We start from the raw sequence: 17,602 nt of genomic DNA, 5'->3' as shown, positions 1-17,602 counted from the left end.
TCAGTCGATCTCCATAATTGGGGTGCCGAGAATATCGAGGTCCGGCACAACACCTAAACCCGGACCTTCGGGCGGAGCAATCCGGCCGTTTTCACGAATTGGTGCATCAGGACACAGATGTGGGGCCACGTAAGAAGACAAGTCGCACGTGTTCATCAGAGAACCTTTCGGCGTTGACGCCGCAAAGTGAAGTGAAGCCGCAGTAATAATATCAGACCCCCATGTGCATTCCGCGCAAATCTCGGCGCCCAAATGCACGGTCAGATCCCGAGCACGACGCATTGCCGACAATCCGCCGAATTTCGAAAGTTTCAGCGCCACTGCATCCATGCACCCCAGTTCATGCGCACGCATAAGCGAGGCAAGATCAAAGGCACTCTCGTCGATTTTCATCGGAAGACCGGTAGCCTGACGGACAGCGGCACAGTCTTCCAGCGTTTTGCCGGGCTGTTCCAACATCACGTCCAGATGTGCCACCGCACGCCCGGTTCGGGTCGCCTGCAAGCGCGATGCCCCACAATTCCAGTCACCATATACCAACGGCCCGGTTCCCACGGCTTCGCGCACTTTGATCAACCGTTCGGCATCCGCCTGCCAATCTCCCTCGACGCCCAGCTTGACCTGAAACTGGCGGATGCCGGTTTGAAAAGCGGATTTGGCAATGCGCGCCATCTCGTCCGGTGCAATGCAAGTAATTGAATGATAGAGCGGCATATCTACCTGCGTTCGCCCACCCAACACCGCATAAACCGGCAACCCTGCCGCCTGACCGAACAGGTCCCAAAGCGCGATATCGACGATCGATTTCGCGTATTGATGCCCTTGCAGAAACACGTCCAGCTTGCGCATGGGGGCGTCTATACCAAAAGGAGTGATCCCGAGGATTTCAGGCCCCATCTCAGCAATGGCTCCCGGCACCCCATCCGCATAGGCCGGCAGGTAATGCGGGATCGGGCAGACCTCACCCCATCCCCTGTGACCGGTATCCGTTTCAAGGCTCAGAATATGGGATTTCACAGTGGCACAAGTCTTGCCGTCAGCCATGTGGTACGTTTCGTGACTTGTCAGATCGACAGACCAGAGCGTTATCTTGTTGATTTTCAAGCGTATACTCCCACTGGATCACCTAATGTGCTTTCATCCGGATGAACGCCAAGCCCAGGTTCTTCTGGCAGGTGCAAGTGGCCATCAACATTCCGAGGCCCACGTCCCCCGGCAATATCGACCGCGATCATGTCCTGACAGGCCCATACGGCAAGGCAGTTGTTATCCGGGATGGTCGCGGCCAGATGCAATGCTTCGGTATCGGCCAGAACCGTACCGCCAGTGGCCATTACGAACATGTCTATCCCATGGGCCAACGCGATATCCCGCATGCGCGCAGCCTTGGTCAGCCCGCCGACGCGGTTCAACTTGATCCCGAAAATCTGAGCCAGACCATCGCGGGCGATACGGGCCGCATCCTGTAAAGTCACAAGGCTTTCGTCCACTGAAACGGGCGACGAATGAAGCCCCGAGATTGCAGCAATGTCATCCAGCGTCTCACAAGGTTGTTCGAACATGACATTAAGGTCCGCGCAGGTGCTCATCACACGCAACGCTTGCTGACGCGTCCAGCCACGATTGACATCATAAAGAACGATCTCGCCGGGTCGCCGAATACTCTCGACATCGCGAACACGCGCGATGTCCCTTTCAACGTCACCACCGATCTTCACGGAATGGGCGATGTAGCCCCGCTGGCGGTACCGCTCTATGACCGCGCGCGTTTCATCGACGGATTTCGCCCCGACCGAGGACGCAATCGGGCGCGGTGTCCGCGATCCACCCCCCATCAGATCGGCAATCGGCACACCCGCCGCCTGACCCGCGATATCCCAGCAGGCCATATCAATTGGGCTTTTGGCATAAAGGTGCCCGGGCAAGGTAAGATCCATCGCCCGTTCCACCTCCAAAACCCGTCGCGGATCCAGGCCCAGAATGAACGGCGCCATCGTTTCAATTCCGGCGCGGATACCCGGTCCATGCGCGGGCACATAGGTATGGCCCCATGGGGTCCCTTCACCCCAGCCAACAAACCCCGCATCGGTTTCGATTTTCACGAGTGTCGCGTCAAGGGTTTCGAATTTCAGCCGCCCACCAGACAACCAATATGGATGCTCAAGCGGGAGATCGATGTGATATACAGTGATAGCTTTGATCTTCATGCGATATCCATCCGGGGCAAGTCACCCATGCCTTCACCGCGCCACAGGACATAGGTCAGGATCGGCTGATCTGTGGTGACCATGGCATGACTTTGCCAACTTGCGTGCAAGCGCGTTTGATTGGCACCAATAAAAGTTTCGTCCCCATCGACCTTGAACAACGCACCTCCGCCAAGAACGAGGTAGAGTTCTTCGGCCTGATGGCTGTGCCAATCGTAATTCAGGCCAGCCCCCCAATACGCGATGTAGCCGCGCAGCAGGGTCGAGTGAAAATGTCCGGTTGGACCGAACAGCTCATAATAGCCGTATCGGTTCAGGAAATCCGCACCAACTTCGTCTTCGGTGTAGGTGTGTTTCCAATGTGCCAGATGCGCCGTCGCTTTGACCGCTGTGATCAGGTCACGGGTTGGCGCGTCTTCAACAAGGTCGAAGGCTGCCACCAGTCTCGTTGCGGGAATGGGTGCGGGATCCAACCCCGTCGGGGTCAGATTACCCGGCCAAGACGCGAACGCAGCCAGATCCGGATGCGCATGGTGCATTTGCCGGGCAGCTTTAAGAACATCGTCAAGCGTCATGGCATCACCACGATGTTGCCGGCGTGCTCTTTCGCAATGAACGCGGCTTGCGCATCTCGGAGATCCTCCAACGGGTATGTCGCGGCAAGCGCTGGCTGGATCTCACCAGCCTCGATGTATGTTACGAGGTTCTTCATGACCTGAGGGTCAATGACGGTCGAACCGGTGAAGGTCAGGTCGCGCAGGTAGAATGTGCGCAGATCAAGTTCGACGATCGGGCCTGCAATTGCGCCCGAACAGGTATAGCGGCCACCCCGTTCCAATATGTCGATCAGGTTCGGCCAGTATGGTCCGCCCACGACATCTGCGACCACACTGATCTTTTCTACGCCCAGCGCCTCGCGCAGGTTCGCAGGAGCGCGTGGCAGAATGACGTCAGGGCCAAGCCTGGCCACGTCCGCGTGTTTGGATTCGGATGCCATCGCGATCACCCGTGCGCCGCGCCGTTTGGCCAGTTGCACAAGCGCACCGCCCACACCGCCGGAAGCACCTGGAACCAAAACCGTATCCTCGCCGGTCACATTGGCACGGGTCAACATGCCTTCGGCGGTGGAGTAAGAGCAGGAAAAAGTTGCCAGTTCAGCATCCGTCAGGTTCGAGGTGATTGCCACAGCATTCACCGCCAGAGTTGTCGCGTATTCGGCAAAACCACCATCCCGTTCCGAGCCGAAATAACCAGTCTTGTCCATATTGTCGGGTTCCACCGGGTCGCGCAGCCAGCCATCCGTGATAACACGCTCACCAATACGCCCCCGGTCAACACCGTCGCCGACGGAAACGATATGCCCGCAGATATCGGCCCCTTGAATTCGCGGAAAGGTGATCGGATTACCGCCCCAGGTGGGATCTTCTTCGCCAACCTCTTCAAACGCACCACCGGTCGTTGCGGCTGAGACCGTCTTAGAGTACCAACCCGACCGCGTGTTGACGTCCGTATTGTTCAGCCCACATGCCGCAACCTTGATCAGCACTTCACCCTCCGCAGGTTCAGGACGCGGCCAGTTATCGTGCCAAACTATCTGCTCTAAACCTCCATGGCCCATCGTGACCATGGCTTTCATTGTGGTGGGCAGGTTCATCAGGCGGTCTCCACTACTGCGTCTATGCGGGGCAGCAGGCTGTCTGGATCGTAGGCGGGCTTATCCAGTACTCGGGCCGGACGCGGCTTGCCGTGAATCACGACCTCCAATTCGGTTCCCGCTTTTGCTGCTTCGGGTTTGATGTATGCAAAGGCCAATATCTTACCGACCGTGTGACCGAACGCGACCGAAGCCGTCGAGCCTATGACACGCCCGTCCAGCATCACCGCCTCGCCTCCATGGCCGTCAATTTCGCCATCCGGCTCGATTTGCAGATAGGCACATATCCATGGCAAATCGGCGTTCAGCGTCTTGTCCCTGCCCAGGTAGTCCTTGCCCGTACGGGCAAAGCGCAGCGCGTCAGCTTCGGCCAGCGTGACCTCGTTGGTCAGCTCACCTGCCCCTTTGAAGCCCTTCTCCATCCGCATCACGTTCATGGCGAAACTGCCATAGTCTGCGATGCCATACGCCTCGCCCGCAGCCCATAGCGCATTGTAGACATCAAGGCAGGCGGCGTTGGGCATATGCAGCTCCCAACCCAGTTCACCCGCATAAGACATGCGAAACGCCCAGAGTTTATGACCGGCAATCGTGACCTCTTGCGCCGACAGCCAGCGGAACCCGGCATTGCTCAGATCGGTATCCGTACAGCGCGCCAGAACTTCGCGTGATCTGGGGCCGTTCAGCGACAAGGCAGACCAATCAGAAGACAGCGCGGTGATCTGCACATCTTCACCCTTGCGCTGATGCGCCAAATGATCAAGCAAACGCTGTTCGAAGAACGCAGCACAGACCAGATAGAAGCGGTCTTCGGCCATGCGGACAATCGTAGTCTCCAACTCGATCCGGCCACGGCGGTTCAGCATATGGGTCAGTGTGATCGAGCCAACCTTTTGCGGCATCCTGTTAGCAGTCAACCGATCCAGCAGAGTATAAGCATCGGGCCCCGATACTTCGACTTTGGTGAAGGCAGTGACATCCATGATCCCGACACGTTCCCGCACGGCTTTGACCTCGGTCGCGACCATATCGTCGGCAGGAGTGCGGCGGAAGGAATAGTGATCGCGTTGTTCCACGCCATCGCGGGCGAACCAGCGGGGGCGTTCGAAGCCATAGACCTCTTCATGTACCGCGCCTTTTGATTTCAACAACTCATACAGTGGCGACGGCTTGATCGGACGCCCTGCAAGTCGATTGAAGTGTGGAAACGGGATTTCGTGACGTAAGCAATAATCTTCCTCGGCCTTGATCACCTGCCAGTCTTTGCTGGCATAGCTGCCAAAGCGGCGCGGATCGAAATCCCGCATCGAGATATCGGCAGCCCCATGCACCATCCAGCGGGCCAGTTCACGGGTCAGACCCGGCCCCCAGCCGATGCCGATCTGCGTCCCGCAACAGCACCAGTAATTTCGCACACCCGGCGCAGGACCGATCAAGGGGTTGCCGTCCGGCGGATGTGATATCGCCCCATGCACATCACGTTGAATGCCCAGTTCGGAAAAAATCGGCATCCGGTTCAGACTTTCCTCAAGCCATGGCATTACCCGGTCATAATCCGCGTCGAACAACCAGTTCTCGTACTCCCAAGGGCAATGATCATGCCAGACCGAGTTCGGATTCTCTTTCTCGTATATTCCGATCAGGCCGCGCTGCTGCTCCATCCGGATATAGCCCGAGACTTTGCGGTCATCGCGGATCACCGGCAGTTCCTTGTCCAAGTTCTGGAATTCGGGCACTGGCTCAGTCACGAAATAATGGTGCGTCATTGACGTCATGGGCAGTTGCAGCCCGGACCATTCGCCCATCTGGCGCGCGTAGGTGCCGCCCGCGTTCACCACATGCTCACAGATGATGGTGCCCTGTTCGGTCTCAACAATCCATTCGCCGTTTGCGCCCTGCGTGATGTTCGTCGCCCGGCAGCTGCGGAAGATGCGCACGCCCTTCTGGCGTGCCCCGGCTGCCATCGCCATGGTCACATTGGTCGGGTCCACATGCCCGTCATCCGGTGTATGCAGCGCGCCCAGAACACCTTCGAGGTTATAAAACGGATGCAGTTCAGCCACCTTCTCGGGACCGACAAGTTCGATATTGAAACCCAGCGACCGGCCCACCGACAGGGTATGGCGCAGCCAATCCATCTCATCCTCGGTATATGCGAGACGGAACGAGCCGCAGCCATGCCATGTGACAGGCTGACCTGTCTCGGCCTCAAGCAGGCCGGAATACAAACTGATGTTGTAATCGACGCATTTGCCCAGACCAAAGCTTGAGGTTGAATGCGTAATCTGCCCTGCCGCATGCCATGTACTGCCGCTGGTCAGCTCGGCCTTTTCCAGCAGAACAGTCTCTTCGCCCCAGCCTTCATGGGCCAGATGGTAGGCCAGACCAACGCCCATGACGCCGCCTCCGACGATGACCACGCGTGCGTGTGACGGCAGTTCATTCCCGGACATGATTTTTCCTCTTCCCGAGTTGCTTTTCTGCTCGACAGGCTAATTCCACATTTGTACCATCGTCAATCATGAATGACACAAATGTATCATCAACTGTTCTGGACCGCCTGACCGAAGAGTGGGACGCCCTGACCCCTGAGGCGCAGAAAGCCGCGCGTTACGTTCTGGAGAACCCTACGGATGTAGGGGTCTCAACCGTGCGCGAAATTGCCGAGGCGGCAAAGGTCAAACCCAACACATTCGTGCGCATGGCACGGCAAGTGGGGTTTGAAGGGTACGAAGATTTTCGCGAACCCTTTCGCGACGCGATCCGAAAAGGGCGCGTGTCGTTTCCAGACCGTGCCAGATGGCTTCAGGACGTCGGCAAATCCGGTGAATTGGGCGGCCTGTATGCCGATATGATCGGCGCCGCGATCCGGAATATCGAGGAAACATTTGCAGGGATCGACGCGAACCGCCTGAAATCTGCTGCCGAAGTCATCTGGAATTGTCGCCAGATTTTCACACTCGGCGTGGGCGTCAACAATTCCAACGCGCGCAACTTTACCTATCTGGCTTCGACCGGGATGAAGCAGTTTCATGCAATCCCCCGCCCCGGTTCAACCCCGGTAGACGATCTGGCATGGGCGGATGAACAGGACGTGCTGATTGCGATCACCTGTCATCCCTACCGAACCGAAGTGATCGAGGCAGTCAAACTGGCACGTCAGCAGGGCCTGACTGTCATAGGTATCTCAGACAGCCCGGCCAGCCCTGTGATCCGGAACGCCCATCACGGGTTTGTCGTCGCAGCAGATACGCCGCAGTTTTTCCCATCATCCGTTTCGACCATCGCGCTGCTGGAAACGCTGCTGTCTTTCGTGATCGCGGTATCCAGCGACGAGATCGTCGAACGGGTCGAACGTTTCCATCGTCGTCGCCATCAGCTTGGAATCTATGCGGAGGAACCCGAATGAACGTACCGCTGACCCACTCACTGGACGCGCGATATTATACCGACCCCGCCATTTTCGAGAGGGAGATGCAGGGGCTTTTGGCCCGAACATGGCAGTTCGCAGGCCATGTCGCGCAGGTTCGGGAAACAGGGGATTACTTTGCTTTTGAGATCGCCGGGCAAAATCTGTTCTGCATTCGCGGGCGCGATGGTGAAATTCGCACTTTCTATAACGTCTGCCAGCACCGTGCGCATGAAATGGTCTCGGGCGCAGGAAACACCCGCGTCGTCGTCTGCCCTTACCACGCGTGGACTTACGAGTTGTCCGGCCAGCTGCGCGCGGGTCCAAATATCAGGTCCGTCCCCGGATTTGACCCCAGTGCAATCTGCCTGACGGCGGTCCGGACCGAAATCTTCAATGGGTTCATCTTCGTCAATCTCGACGACGAGGCAGCCCCGATGGATGAATGGTATCCCGGAGTACGGCAGGAAATCCGTACATTTGTCCCACATATCGACGAGCTTGAGCCGCTGGAATGGGTCGAGATCCCTGAACACTGCAACTGGAAGGTCAGCGTCGAAAATTATTCGGAATGCTATCACTGCCCGACCAACCACCCGACTTTCGCTGAAGGTGTCGTCAAGCCCGAAACCTACGACATCCAACCCGATGCAGGCGGCGGTTTCGTGCTGCGCCACACGACCGAGTGTCAGAGTCTCGACAAGATGACTTACCCAATCGACCTGTCGGTGCCCCACTCGGGCGATTACCAGTCTTGGTTCCTGTGGCCGATGTTTTCGTTCCAGTGCTACCCGGGCAATGTGCTGAACACATATCACTGGCGCGCAAGTGACACGGATCACTGCACCGTCTGGCGCGGTTGGTACACCGAAGGTGGTTCGGAAAGCGCGGTGATCCGGCAACTGGCCGTTCAAGACAGGGAAACAACGGTCGAAGAAGACATCCGGCTTGTGGAATCCGTGCATCGCGGCCTCAGATCGCGCGGTTACCGCCCCGGCCCGCTGGTGCTGGATCCGGGTTGCGGTGTGATGTCTGAACACTCAATCGCGAAGTTGCAACAATGGATGCGCGAGGCCGTGGAATGAAACCCGCCCCAGGCAGACATAACCTGTTTGCCCTGCCCTTGAGCGGATAGATCAACCACGCTGATGCCCAAGGAATGGCACCTTTGCGAAGTCGACCGGTCCTGGCCTAAAGCCACGTAGGTATATCGACATAATGGACCATCCAAACCGGTAAAACAGATGTGCCACTGGATAATTTCGCACTACGATCCCGCATACAACCACCACCTGACACGCTGACAAACCGGAGACCCGCAATGGCCGACTTATTTGACGAAGACCTGTTCCTGAAAGGGTTGGAACAACGGAAGAATACACTGGGCGCGGACTATGTGGAAAAGAACCTTGCAGCAGCTGACGATTTCACCCGCCCGTTTCAGGAAGCCATGACCGCCTGGTGCTGGGGTTTTGGCTGGGGGGATGACGTGATCGACGCAAAAACGCGATCGATGATGAACCTGTCCATGATCGGCGCTTTGGGAAAGATGCATGAATGGGAAATCCACTGCCGCGGCGCCATCACCAACGGGGTCACCAAAGAAGAAATTCGCGCCATCATCCACGTGGTCGGGATTTATTGCGGCGTTCCGCAAGCATTGGAGTGTTTCCGCGTCGCCCGTAAAGTGCTGGAAGACAAATAAACGCCATCAAAGACCAGCTTCGGCCAACAGTCGCGCGCCTTCGTCATAGTATTTTCTGTTTTTGAAACAGCCGGGCCAGGCCCAGCGCTCGGCCGTAAATCCGGGCTGCAATTCCAGGATGCGACGGGCGTGCCGACGTGCCAGTGACTGGTTGCCTGCCGCAGCGGACAACATGCATAACACGACCCGCGCCCGCACGCTGCCGGGGTCCACTCGCAAGACATTATGCGCGTGCTGCCATGCTGCCTTGTCTTCCGAGAGGGCAAGGGTCATTGACAAGTTCGCCTCGATCCAGATCGGCGGGTGCGGAGTTAACGCAAGAGCTTGCCGATACGTGGCTATTCCGTCCTCAAGCCGGTCGTCATACATCAACAAGACACCATAATAGCCCAGCAATTCGGGGCTGCTGTGGAACCGCTCAAGAACCTTGCGCATCAGCTGGCAAGCCTTGGCAGTATCGCCAGCAACATTTTGGGTAAACGCTTCGAGCGCGGCACAATAGGGATCCGCCGGGTGTTTTTCACGCATGATGGCGCAGTCGGCCTCGACCAGAGCCAGCGTTTGTTCCGGCGAATCTTCCATGCCCAACCGGATCAGATCCAGGCGGCAGAATCCGACAGCGATCCGCGCAGGCAGATAGTCCGGATCGCGCCGCAAACAGACCTCATACTGGCGGATGGCACGAAACAGGCCGTCCTTGGTCGTAAGGCTTTCCTGAATGCGGCCATTCTGAAATGCCGTCCAAACTTCGGTGGATGTAGCGTGTGCTGACCAGATATCGGACCAGTGACCATCCCGCAGCCGCAACTGAAGCGCTTCGACAACTTTCATAGCGATTTCTTCAACGGCGTCAAACGTATCCTTTTCCCGAAACCGGAAACGTTCGGTCCACAGGCACACCTGATCCACAGTTGACGTCAATTGTGCTGCCACGCGCAGCCCTTCGGCCCCTACCACGCTGCCGCTTAGCATATAACCGTCGACAGGCCCTTCCTGTCTTCGCGCATCGCGCAATTCAATGACATCCGACAACGTGCCCAAAAGGAAAAGCAATTCGTCCCGGATCGAGGCCGCCGCCACGTTGATGTTGTTGTCGTCACCAATTACTTCAAACGGCTCGACAACAATTGCTGGTCTCTGGCGCCCCCAATGGGATGGAAAGCGCGCGCCAACCGGAACGGGCGCGGTTTCATCAAAACCAACATCCCAATAAGCTTGCCGTTCAACGGCCAACCAGTCTTCAAATTCCGGGTCTGCAACATCCAACCCTTCCAGAAGCTCGGCGCGATCCGGTTGAAGCGGTTCATCAAACAAATCAATTTCAAGCGCTTTCAGGTCGATGGAGACATTCTCGCGCCCGATGTCCAGAAACCCCAGACCGAACCCGGCCAGATGCTTGGTCAAGACACTAAGTTCCTTGCGCAACGATGCCGCACCCTGTGCGGGTGAGCTTTTGCTCCAAAGCTTGTCTTGCAGCCAGGCCCTGCTGCGAACAGCATTTTTAGACAACAACACCAAGGCGAGAAGCGCTTTCGCCTTGGTGCCGCGTGGTGTTGCATCCTGGCCGTCGTCGCAAATCACCTGAAACGGACCGGTCAGGAATATCTTGGTTTTTGCCTTACTCAAATAAACTCCTCAGGCAAGTTCAGACACTGCGGTCAGGAACCACAGCCATAAACGACAATGCCACCCATCGCTTCATAGGCCAGCTTGCAGCACCATGACTGGTGATCGGGATTTGGGTCTGGCTCTTTTTCGCTCAGATCGGGGATGACAATGTGAACCCTGTCCTTGGAATCATAGACGAACTCCACCGCAGGATTACCGACATCCGAAAGGATGTCATGTATCTTCTGCTCAGCCGCATCGCGATCTTCTGGCGACCCCAGCGCGTTGCTCCGGGCGGCGTTCAAAACTTCACACCCAAGATCCTTAAGTGTGTATTTCGGATTAATAGTCAAACGAGCCATACTAAAAGTCCTTTCTTAACAACCACAACCATTTGTATAACCCGTTACATACCTATCCGGAAACAAAAATGACCGACGCGCTGATTGAACTGGCCGAAAACGCAGGGCTTATTTCCGGACCTTCTTTTGCTGAATTTCCCAAAGGTGCTCCGATCCACACCGCCTTTCGCATGATCAATTTGCGAAACGGAACAGTGCCACCCGCTGGCGCAATGAAACATCGCGTGTCCTTCGGCACTGCGCGTAACCGGAACGAAGCCGCACGGCTTTCGGGTTTCGAAGCGATCGAACGTTATGCGCTGCAATACAGCGCGGATTCGCCTGAAACCCGCGAGAGCCTGATTTCATCGGACGGTGCCACGCGTTTTCTGCCACGTGATGCCCTTGCTCTGGGTGCGCCGGGCAGCGACGGGCAGATCACGTCGAAGGGGGGCGCAGCGGGACCAACGCATGAGGCCGCTGCGCTATGGGCCTCGCTCGAATGTCTGGAACACGCGCTTGGACCACGTGGGTTCGACCAGGTGTTGCCCGAAACAGCGCTGCCGCGCGATCTGACCCGCTGGCTGAACACCTACCTGCGCAATCTGAGCGTTCACCTTCGCGTGGTTCCGGCGGTCGGCTTGCTACTGCGTGCGGTCTGCGCCGATGCGGATGGCGGGCGGCCAACCTATGGAACGGCTTTTTCCGCCGATCTAGCGACAGGTGTCTGGCACGCGGCATGCGAGGCGGTTGTGTCCTGGCGCAATATGGTGACGCTTGACCACACCGGCGTGACAGATGACGCGATGAATGAAGAACAGGCACGCTTGTTCCGACTGTATCGCGGCGCGCAAACCGATCGCCCGCCAACTCCGGCATCCTCTTTCGATGTGGATGCCTGGCAAAGCCCCGGCCCGACGCTAATGGCTGTATTGACAGCGGCGGCCAACGCTGCCGGGCGTCCGATTGCCATATTCGATATGACGGCGCCGGAAATACCTTTGCCCGTGGTCAAAGCCGTGCCGGTTTGAAACCTTTGTCAGTGACTGAATTGGCGAGTTAGCGCTACGTTGCCAAAGACCTCGGTTTCGGTCCGGTCCGCAAATTCAGAAATCTGTTTGCATCGTTTGGTTTCTGGAAGCCCACAAACGATGTCGCCTGGATCAACAGGCGGGACTTCAACAAATTCGACCCTTGTGATCGCGCGTGGTTTGGCCGCTACTGTTATCAAGGGGCCAACTTCGATCAGGCTGGCAAGCGCGTAACCCGACACAGGCCGTGCGGTTGGCCCTGTTCCCATGGAGATATCGTCCAGAAACCGGGGATCATCGTCGCCCGGCCCGAACTCAAGGCGCATGGGCATTCCAGCTTCACCGCGCGGATAACGCACCCAATCTGTCGGCACATTCACCGCATCCACGAAGAGTTCGGAAATGTGAAACGCCCGAAAATAAAGCCCCAGAGGATTCGCGAACGCCATCGTACGCCCTGTCGGTGTCGCCGTGCCCTTGGAGAAGGCCAGATCAAGGGCTTCACCCGCCAACCCAGATCCCGCATGGCGACAATACAGATCCTGTCGGTTGGCAAAATGTAACACCTCACAAAGCCGCGCGGGCCTTCTGTTTTCACCATGGCCGACAACATAGGGGAATGAGGAAAGATGCATTGTGGCGATCAGGTCGCTCAAGCTGTTTGTCTCTGTGGTCATGAACAAAGCATGTTCGATATTCAACGGATGCTCTGGTGGATGGGCAAAATCTGTTCCCACCAGTCTTTTGTGAAAACGAGCGATGCGTTGAGGCACATCCATCTCGCACCAACCTGCTCGCGAAACCTCGAACAGCTCTTCGCAGGAATATGAACATCTGGATACGGTTTCGACGACCGAAAGGAAGTGATTCAGATCGAACACTGCCATGGTTCTCCACCACTCCATCAGTTCGGTCGTGGCGACAAAGCGCTTCGGCCGCATTTTGCCGTCGGAATCGGGACGTAAAATCAGCACATATTCCAAAAATTCATTGTGCAGTTCAGCCCGGCTTGCCCATCCCTGATCCGAAAGACTGGCGGCCAGCTCCTCGCCCAGACAATCCCGGGGTTCGCGCGGGTTGGCAGACCATTTGAACCCCGTCGATATCTGACCATCGACGATGTCGTCTGGGTCCATGACCAAGAACGGGCTCACTCCATTGCCATCGAACATCCCTTCAATTCTCGAGTTCCAATCCGACAGGACAGCTTCACTCACCCCCCTATCGGCGCAACCTGGCGATTGAAAAACAGCCATCACCGAACACCGATCCGTATCTGAAATGCAGGGCTGATCTGCCATCAATAATTGCCACGGCAGTTCCAGCCTGGTTCGAGAGATCATCATCGTTGACGGGCACGGAAGCATCATGAAAAATCTCCCTCCGAAAAAAATTGAAACTTCATCCGCCCCAACCTGCCTGTTCTGGCAGGTGGCGGGTCCACCACAATTCAGGCGAACTATTGGCAACGTGGATTTCACTGCCAGAAGACCGATTACCCAAGATGCTGAGATGATCGCCGTCAAAAGTCTCAAGCGACACTTTCGATGACGTCGGTGATTTTGCCATATGTTCTGCCAAAATGCCGACCGCGATACGCTCACCCATCCGGATACTGTCGAAATAATCGCTGTAGAAATGAACGCCCGCCAAGTTGCGCCCAAGTGCAATATTCGCAGCGAGCTTGTTCAACTCGCCATTCAGCGTCAGGCAGTCTGCACTGTCTTCCGGTCGGGTCGTGTCGATCAGGGTCTTACCCCCCGCAGCTGGCACAAGGACCCGAGGCAGACCGGCCGAAGCCAAAGACACCCGTGATCCATCCAAAGCGTGCGTTCTGAAGAAAGCTTTGAGCACAGTGACGCATGCCCCGGCAACGGCACCATGAGCCGCCCCATAAGACGGGTGCATTGGCGAGCCTCCGGGATAAGCAACCGGCAGCAGCAAGTTACGGTCATTTCGCGGCAGGCCCTTATGGGAAATGGCGTTATGCGCAAACCTCTTCACCGAAGGCGAGGCGGCGATTGCATCCATAAGACTGAAACCTTCGCTTGCCGCAGCTTCGAGTTTACTCAGATGAGCCGCGGCAAAAGGCTCGGCCGCGCCAAGAGTTGCGCCGTGACCGTTTGCCATCAAACTCGTCACACTGCCCAGCTTTTCAGGCCGGGCACGATTGTGCACCTGAAACGTCTGACGTTTCGCGGCCCTCAGGGCCCGTGCCCCGGCTTCCGTCAGCAGGGACAAAACATGCGCGCCGCCCCAGGCAGAGCCAGGATCACGCACACCGGCATATCCATCGTCAGGCAGACCTTCGTCTGTCGGAGTGCCCTGTCCAAGCATCAGCAGGCAGGCATTGAAAAAAGTCTGATAAATTCTGTCAAAATGCACGTAAGAGGCAAGGTCGCGCGGTGTTTCAATGAATTTCGTTCCGTCGCTCTCAAAGGCTTGTTCGGCCGTCGTGTCCGCCCCGTTCTGAACGTCCAGCCACTCAGCCCAATCCCGCAGATAGTCCACGCCCGCCGCCTGCGGCAAGATCTTCTGGTCGATCCTCAAAGCGCCGAAGGGAACAGGCCCGGCGGCCATTGCCTGCGTCAGCTTATGCTTCTGCCGGCGCGCTTGATCTGCTGTCAGTGGATCGTGGCCTTGTACCAGGAACTGCGACAGATACGGCCCCTGCGCACAGCCCTGCGAGCAACCACGAAACAGGGTTTGAGGGGTCAGGCCGCCACCATCCCGAACCCGCCGCGCCGCCGAAACCTTTCCAATCTCAGCGCCATCGGCTTCCCGAGGGCTGCCATCGCGCCGGAACCATTCCAACTGACCAAGGGCACCAGCCACGTTGGCCGCATCACCGGCACCATCCCTGATGGATTCGAACGGTACATCCCGCAGAATGGCCATCGCGTAGATCTCGGCCATCTCCGCCGCCAGCTCATCCGAGCCAAGCCGGGGCGCGGGGGCAATACCCAAACCCCCGGCGTCACATCCGTTGAGACCAAGCCGGTGGCCCAGGATTGGCCCTTCCCACGCACGCCACCTAAATTCACCACCCTCTGATGGCGCGGTGCGGAAGGGCCCGGAATAGGCTGGCATGTCGAACAACGCCAACCGATTGCCAAAATTGTCGGTGCAGGTCGGATCAGCCACTTCTTCCAGAAACTCGGTATAGACCTGCGCGTCGACAATTCCGTTTACGTCATGACGCAACCCCTTCGAGAAATTCGTCGGCCATGTTCCTTCAAAAAGGTCCGATTCACCGTTGTGATCCTTGAAAACCTCCTGAGAGGAACGCGCCAACACACTCAAACGGCGTCGACCCCGGCCTACCTTTTGATGGGCTTCATAAGGGTTCTGCCATGGTTCAGACGGAACGGTATGTTGCGACATGATGTTCTCCTCATCGACACCAGAACGAATCGCATCACGGCGTTACCGGATCGTGACTTCCAAAAAGGGAATGTGTTTTCTACTTTTTTTCAATAAGTTGCCAGCTTCACGCCGGCGTACAGAACGCTATCATGCAAAAAACCGTAACCCGGTCTCACGTTGCAAAGCCAACCGAGCACTTGAACGCCGCTGTAGACTTGCCACGTCTCAGAATCTCGCAAACCAGGCCTGATGCCACAGGCAAGGCCCGCGATTCTAAAGACATTGCGAACTGCATCAGTCCGGAAGAAAGTGAACCAGTTCGTACCAATGGCGGATGCAAGCCGGTGCGATTCCGTTCTATTTCAAAGAGTTCGGATGGATCTGTAAAAAAATCTAAACACTGCGGAATTGACCTTGTGTATCCGTTGCTTGCACGGATATACCCGTCGGCGGAGACGTGGCCGAGTGGTCGAAGGCGCTCCCCTGCTAAGGGAGTAGGCCCGGAAGGGTCTCGAGGGTTCGAATCCCTTCGTCTCCGCCAGAAACCCCTCTTTTCGAGGTGTTCGGAAGCCCAAACCACTAGGTTTCCACGGTTTTGTCATAGGTTGCCCAACATCTGGCCTCAATCCACCCATAAGAAATTGTGGGGTAATTTGTGGGGTAGAACAGATGGACGGTTCACACTTTGAAAAGACGCCCGCAGGCAAGAAGCCGGGGCCTCACCTTGAACGACGACTCTCTGCGGCATTCGTCAAGACTGCGCCGCCCGGTCGGCACACGGACGGCGGCGGTTTATATCTGGAAGTGGATCGCTCGGGTGCGCGGCGCTGGCTCCTTCGCATCACCGTCAAAAAGCGGCGGCGCGATTATGGGCTTGGGTCGGCCAATGTCATCTCTTTGGCTGATGCTCGTGCCAAGGCTTTCGAATTACGACGCGTGGCCGCTACGGGCGGTAACCCAAGGGCGCATACCAGAGCGGGCGACGGGCAGGATATCACCTTCGAAGTGATGGCCCGCCGAGTTCACGAGCGGAAGTTCAAAGACAGGAGAAGGTGACGCGCATCAGTTGTCAAACTGGGCCAGGCTGGCGAAGGATATTGGCATTGCCAAAGTGACCCACGTGAGGAAGATGCCAATGGACAAGCGCCACAGATCCAAAGTTGATCGGGTAAAACTCGCCCGCTTATTGGGCAACTAATTTGACGGGGTTATTCCACGCAGGTGCCAACGGAACACCTCTGTCGAACACTTTTTTGACATTCGAACGGCAATGCTACACGCACCGCTGCAGCGCGAAATTGCGGAGTTGGTTTTGATGCCATGATGTCACGCCATTTTGGCAAAATACCAAGTAAAAGGGTCGGCACAATTCCGTGACAGGCCCATAGAATTGGTCAACACGATCCGCAATGGCCAGGCACCATCCGAGCGCCATCCGTTTCCCCAAGTCATCGTCCAACCCGCAACACGTTAGTATCAAAGGATGCGCCCGACGTCGTTTTCAGAACCTGTATGTTGCCCCCAGCAACGGGCCTGACTGGTCAAACCTGAAATCATTGCCGTTGATCTCATGATCAAAGGAGATATAGCGGTAGCCGCCCCGGATCAGCCATCTGTCATTGATTTCATAATCCGCGGTCAGCAGAACTTGCCAGGTTTCGCTACCGCTCCGAAATCCACCGTAATCCACAAATCCGGTCCCTGACCATTTGTCAGAAATCCGAACTCGTGCGCGGGCAGCGACGACCGGATCAGTCCAGTTGTCGTCGATCGTCACACTTCGCCCGGCGACGATCCCCGGTTGCAATCGGAATGTGGTTTCCGTGCTGAACCACCTGAACCCGCCGGCAAGGGCCACGCTGATCGCGGGTGTCTCATAAACACGGTATCCGACATAGCCGCTGAGAAATTGCGTGGTGGCGGAGGTGTCCAAACTCGAAAACGCTGGGCCGGGAGTTGAATTACTGAACGTCAAATCGGTGTAGTTATAGTCAGCAAGCAACAACCAGCGCCCGTTAGACGCGGAAATGCCGCCCATAAACGCAAAGTCCAGGTTTTCGAGAGCGTCTGAAAAACTCAACGTGCCGTCGATTGTTCCACTTGGTGTTCTAAGGGAAATATCCGTTTCGGCCATGAACAGATAAGCGGTGCCCGCAAAAGACCAGTCAGATTGCTGGGCTGAAATAGGCGGTGCGATCAGTAACGCAAACGCTATCGCCAAGTATTGCACCTTGCTTTTCATCAGTGACCTCGTTGCCAAAATTTATATTGCATTCCTTGC

At 56.8% G+C, this 17,602-nt stretch carries 15 protein-coding genes and 1 tRNA gene; 6 read left to right on the top strand and 10 right to left on the bottom strand.

What is annotated here, in order from left to right; translation table 11 throughout:
* Genes ACR0ID_RS07400 through ACR0ID_RS07380 form a run of 5 tightly spaced genes read right to left on the bottom strand, consistent with a single transcriptional unit; the run spans position 1 to position 6,314 of the window.
* The gene (locus ACR0ID_RS07400) at positions 1–1,104 is read right to left on the bottom strand and encodes a mandelate racemase/muconate lactonizing enzyme family protein (RefSeq protein WP_480604628.1); all 1,104 of its coding nucleotides are present in this window, start codon (positions 1,102–1,104) and stop codon (positions 1–3) included.
* Positions 1,101–2,207 (bottom strand): mandelate racemase/muconate lactonizing enzyme family protein, encoded by a 1,107-nt coding sequence (locus ACR0ID_RS07395; protein WP_480518306.1) that lies wholly within the window; start codon positions 2,205–2,207, stop codon positions 1,101–1,103. Before ACR0ID_RS07395 ends, ACR0ID_RS07400 begins: the two co-directional genes overlap by 4 nt.
* Positions 2,204–2,782 (bottom strand): dimethylsulfonioproprionate lyase family protein, encoded by a 579-nt coding sequence (locus tag ACR0ID_RS07390; RefSeq protein ID WP_480604626.1) that lies wholly within the window; start codon positions 2,780–2,782, stop codon positions 2,204–2,206. The genes ACR0ID_RS07395 and ACR0ID_RS07390 overlap by 4 nt, the downstream gene beginning before the upstream one ends.
* Complete coding sequence (locus ACR0ID_RS07385) at positions 2,779–3,861, bottom strand: alcohol dehydrogenase family protein (RefSeq protein WP_480604624.1); 1,083 nt, start codon at positions 3,859–3,861, stop codon at positions 2,779–2,781. The genes ACR0ID_RS07390 and ACR0ID_RS07385 overlap by 4 nt, the downstream gene beginning before the upstream one ends.
* The gene (locus ACR0ID_RS07380) at positions 3,861–6,314 is read right to left on the bottom strand and encodes an FAD-dependent oxidoreductase (RefSeq protein ID WP_480604622.1); all 2,454 of its coding nucleotides are present in this window, start codon (positions 6,312–6,314) and stop codon (positions 3,861–3,863) included. Before ACR0ID_RS07380 ends, ACR0ID_RS07385 begins: the two co-directional genes overlap by 1 nt.
* A gap of 68 nt (positions 6,315–6,382) precedes the next feature.
* Here ACR0ID_RS07380 and ACR0ID_RS07375 point away from each other — a divergent pair, with 68 nt between their 5' ends.
* From ACR0ID_RS07375 to ACR0ID_RS07365, 3 genes are all read left to right on the top strand, one after another.
* Entirely contained in the window at positions 6,383–7,270 is an 888-nt protein-coding gene (locus ACR0ID_RS07375; protein ID WP_480604620.1) for a MurR/RpiR family transcriptional regulator, read from the top strand.
* A complete protein-coding gene (locus ACR0ID_RS07370; RefSeq protein WP_480604619.1) occupies positions 7,267–8,355 on the top strand; it encodes an aromatic ring-hydroxylating oxygenase subunit alpha in 1,089 nt (362 codons plus the stop codon). The genes ACR0ID_RS07375 and ACR0ID_RS07370 overlap by 4 nt, the downstream gene beginning before the upstream one ends.
* Positions 8,356–8,591: 236 nt before the next feature.
* Positions 8,592–8,975 (top strand): carboxymuconolactone decarboxylase family protein, encoded by a 384-nt coding sequence (locus ACR0ID_RS07365; protein ID WP_480604617.1) that lies wholly within the window; start codon positions 8,592–8,594, stop codon positions 8,973–8,975.
* Between the two features lie 6 nt (positions 8,976–8,981).
* On the opposite strand, the gene ACR0ID_RS07360 is transcribed toward ACR0ID_RS07365, so the two are convergent.
* The gene (locus tag ACR0ID_RS07360; protein WP_480604615.1) at positions 8,982–10,601 is read right to left on the bottom strand and encodes a hypothetical protein; all 1,620 of its coding nucleotides are present in this window, start codon (positions 10,599–10,601) and stop codon (positions 8,982–8,984) included.
* A gap of 32 nt (positions 10,602–10,633) precedes the next feature.
* Positions 10,634–10,945 (bottom strand): hypothetical protein, encoded by a 312-nt coding sequence (locus tag ACR0ID_RS07355; RefSeq protein WP_480474903.1) that lies wholly within the window; start codon positions 10,943–10,945, stop codon positions 10,634–10,636.
* Positions 10,946–11,013: 68 nt separating this feature from the next.
* Between ACR0ID_RS07355 and ACR0ID_RS07350 the strand changes: the two genes are divergently transcribed.
* Positions 11,014–11,955, top strand: coding sequence for a YcaO-like family protein (locus tag ACR0ID_RS07350; RefSeq protein WP_480604613.1), 942 nt, complete (start codon positions 11,014–11,016; stop codon positions 11,953–11,955).
* A gap of 8 nt (positions 11,956–11,963) precedes the next feature.
* Here the strand turns inward: ACR0ID_RS07350 and ACR0ID_RS07345 are convergent, their stop codons facing one another.
* Complete coding sequence (locus ACR0ID_RS07345; protein ID WP_480604611.1) at positions 11,964–13,172, bottom strand: hypothetical protein; 1,209 nt, start codon at positions 13,170–13,172, stop codon at positions 11,964–11,966.
* Positions 13,173–13,356: 184 nt separating this feature from the next.
* The gene (locus tag ACR0ID_RS07340; protein WP_480604609.1) at positions 13,357–15,339 is read right to left on the bottom strand and encodes a phosphatase PAP2 family protein; all 1,983 of its coding nucleotides are present in this window, start codon (positions 15,337–15,339) and stop codon (positions 13,357–13,359) included.
* Positions 15,340–15,772: 433 nt separating this feature from the next.
* Between ACR0ID_RS07340 and ACR0ID_RS07335 the strand changes: the two genes are divergently transcribed.
* Together ACR0ID_RS07335 and ACR0ID_RS07330 are read left to right on the top strand one after the other, a co-directional pair.
* A tRNA-Ser gene (locus tag ACR0ID_RS07335) sits at positions 15,773–15,862 on the top strand.
* A gap of 128 nt (positions 15,863–15,990) precedes the next feature.
* Positions 15,991–16,377 (top strand): Arm DNA-binding domain-containing protein, encoded by a 387-nt coding sequence (locus tag ACR0ID_RS07330; RefSeq protein ID WP_480604607.1) that lies wholly within the window; start codon positions 15,991–15,993, stop codon positions 16,375–16,377.
* Positions 16,378–16,822: 445 nt separating this feature from the next.
* On the opposite strand, the gene ACR0ID_RS07325 is transcribed toward ACR0ID_RS07330, so the two are convergent.
* A complete protein-coding gene (locus ACR0ID_RS07325; protein WP_480474891.1) occupies positions 16,823–17,563 on the bottom strand; it encodes an outer membrane protein in 741 nt (246 codons plus the stop codon).
* Between the last annotated feature and the right edge of the window lie 39 nt (positions 17,564–17,602).

It is taken from the genome of Ruegeria sp. AL2 (assembly GCF_056540845.1).
This window is presented reverse-complemented; position numbering and strand designations above follow the sequence as displayed.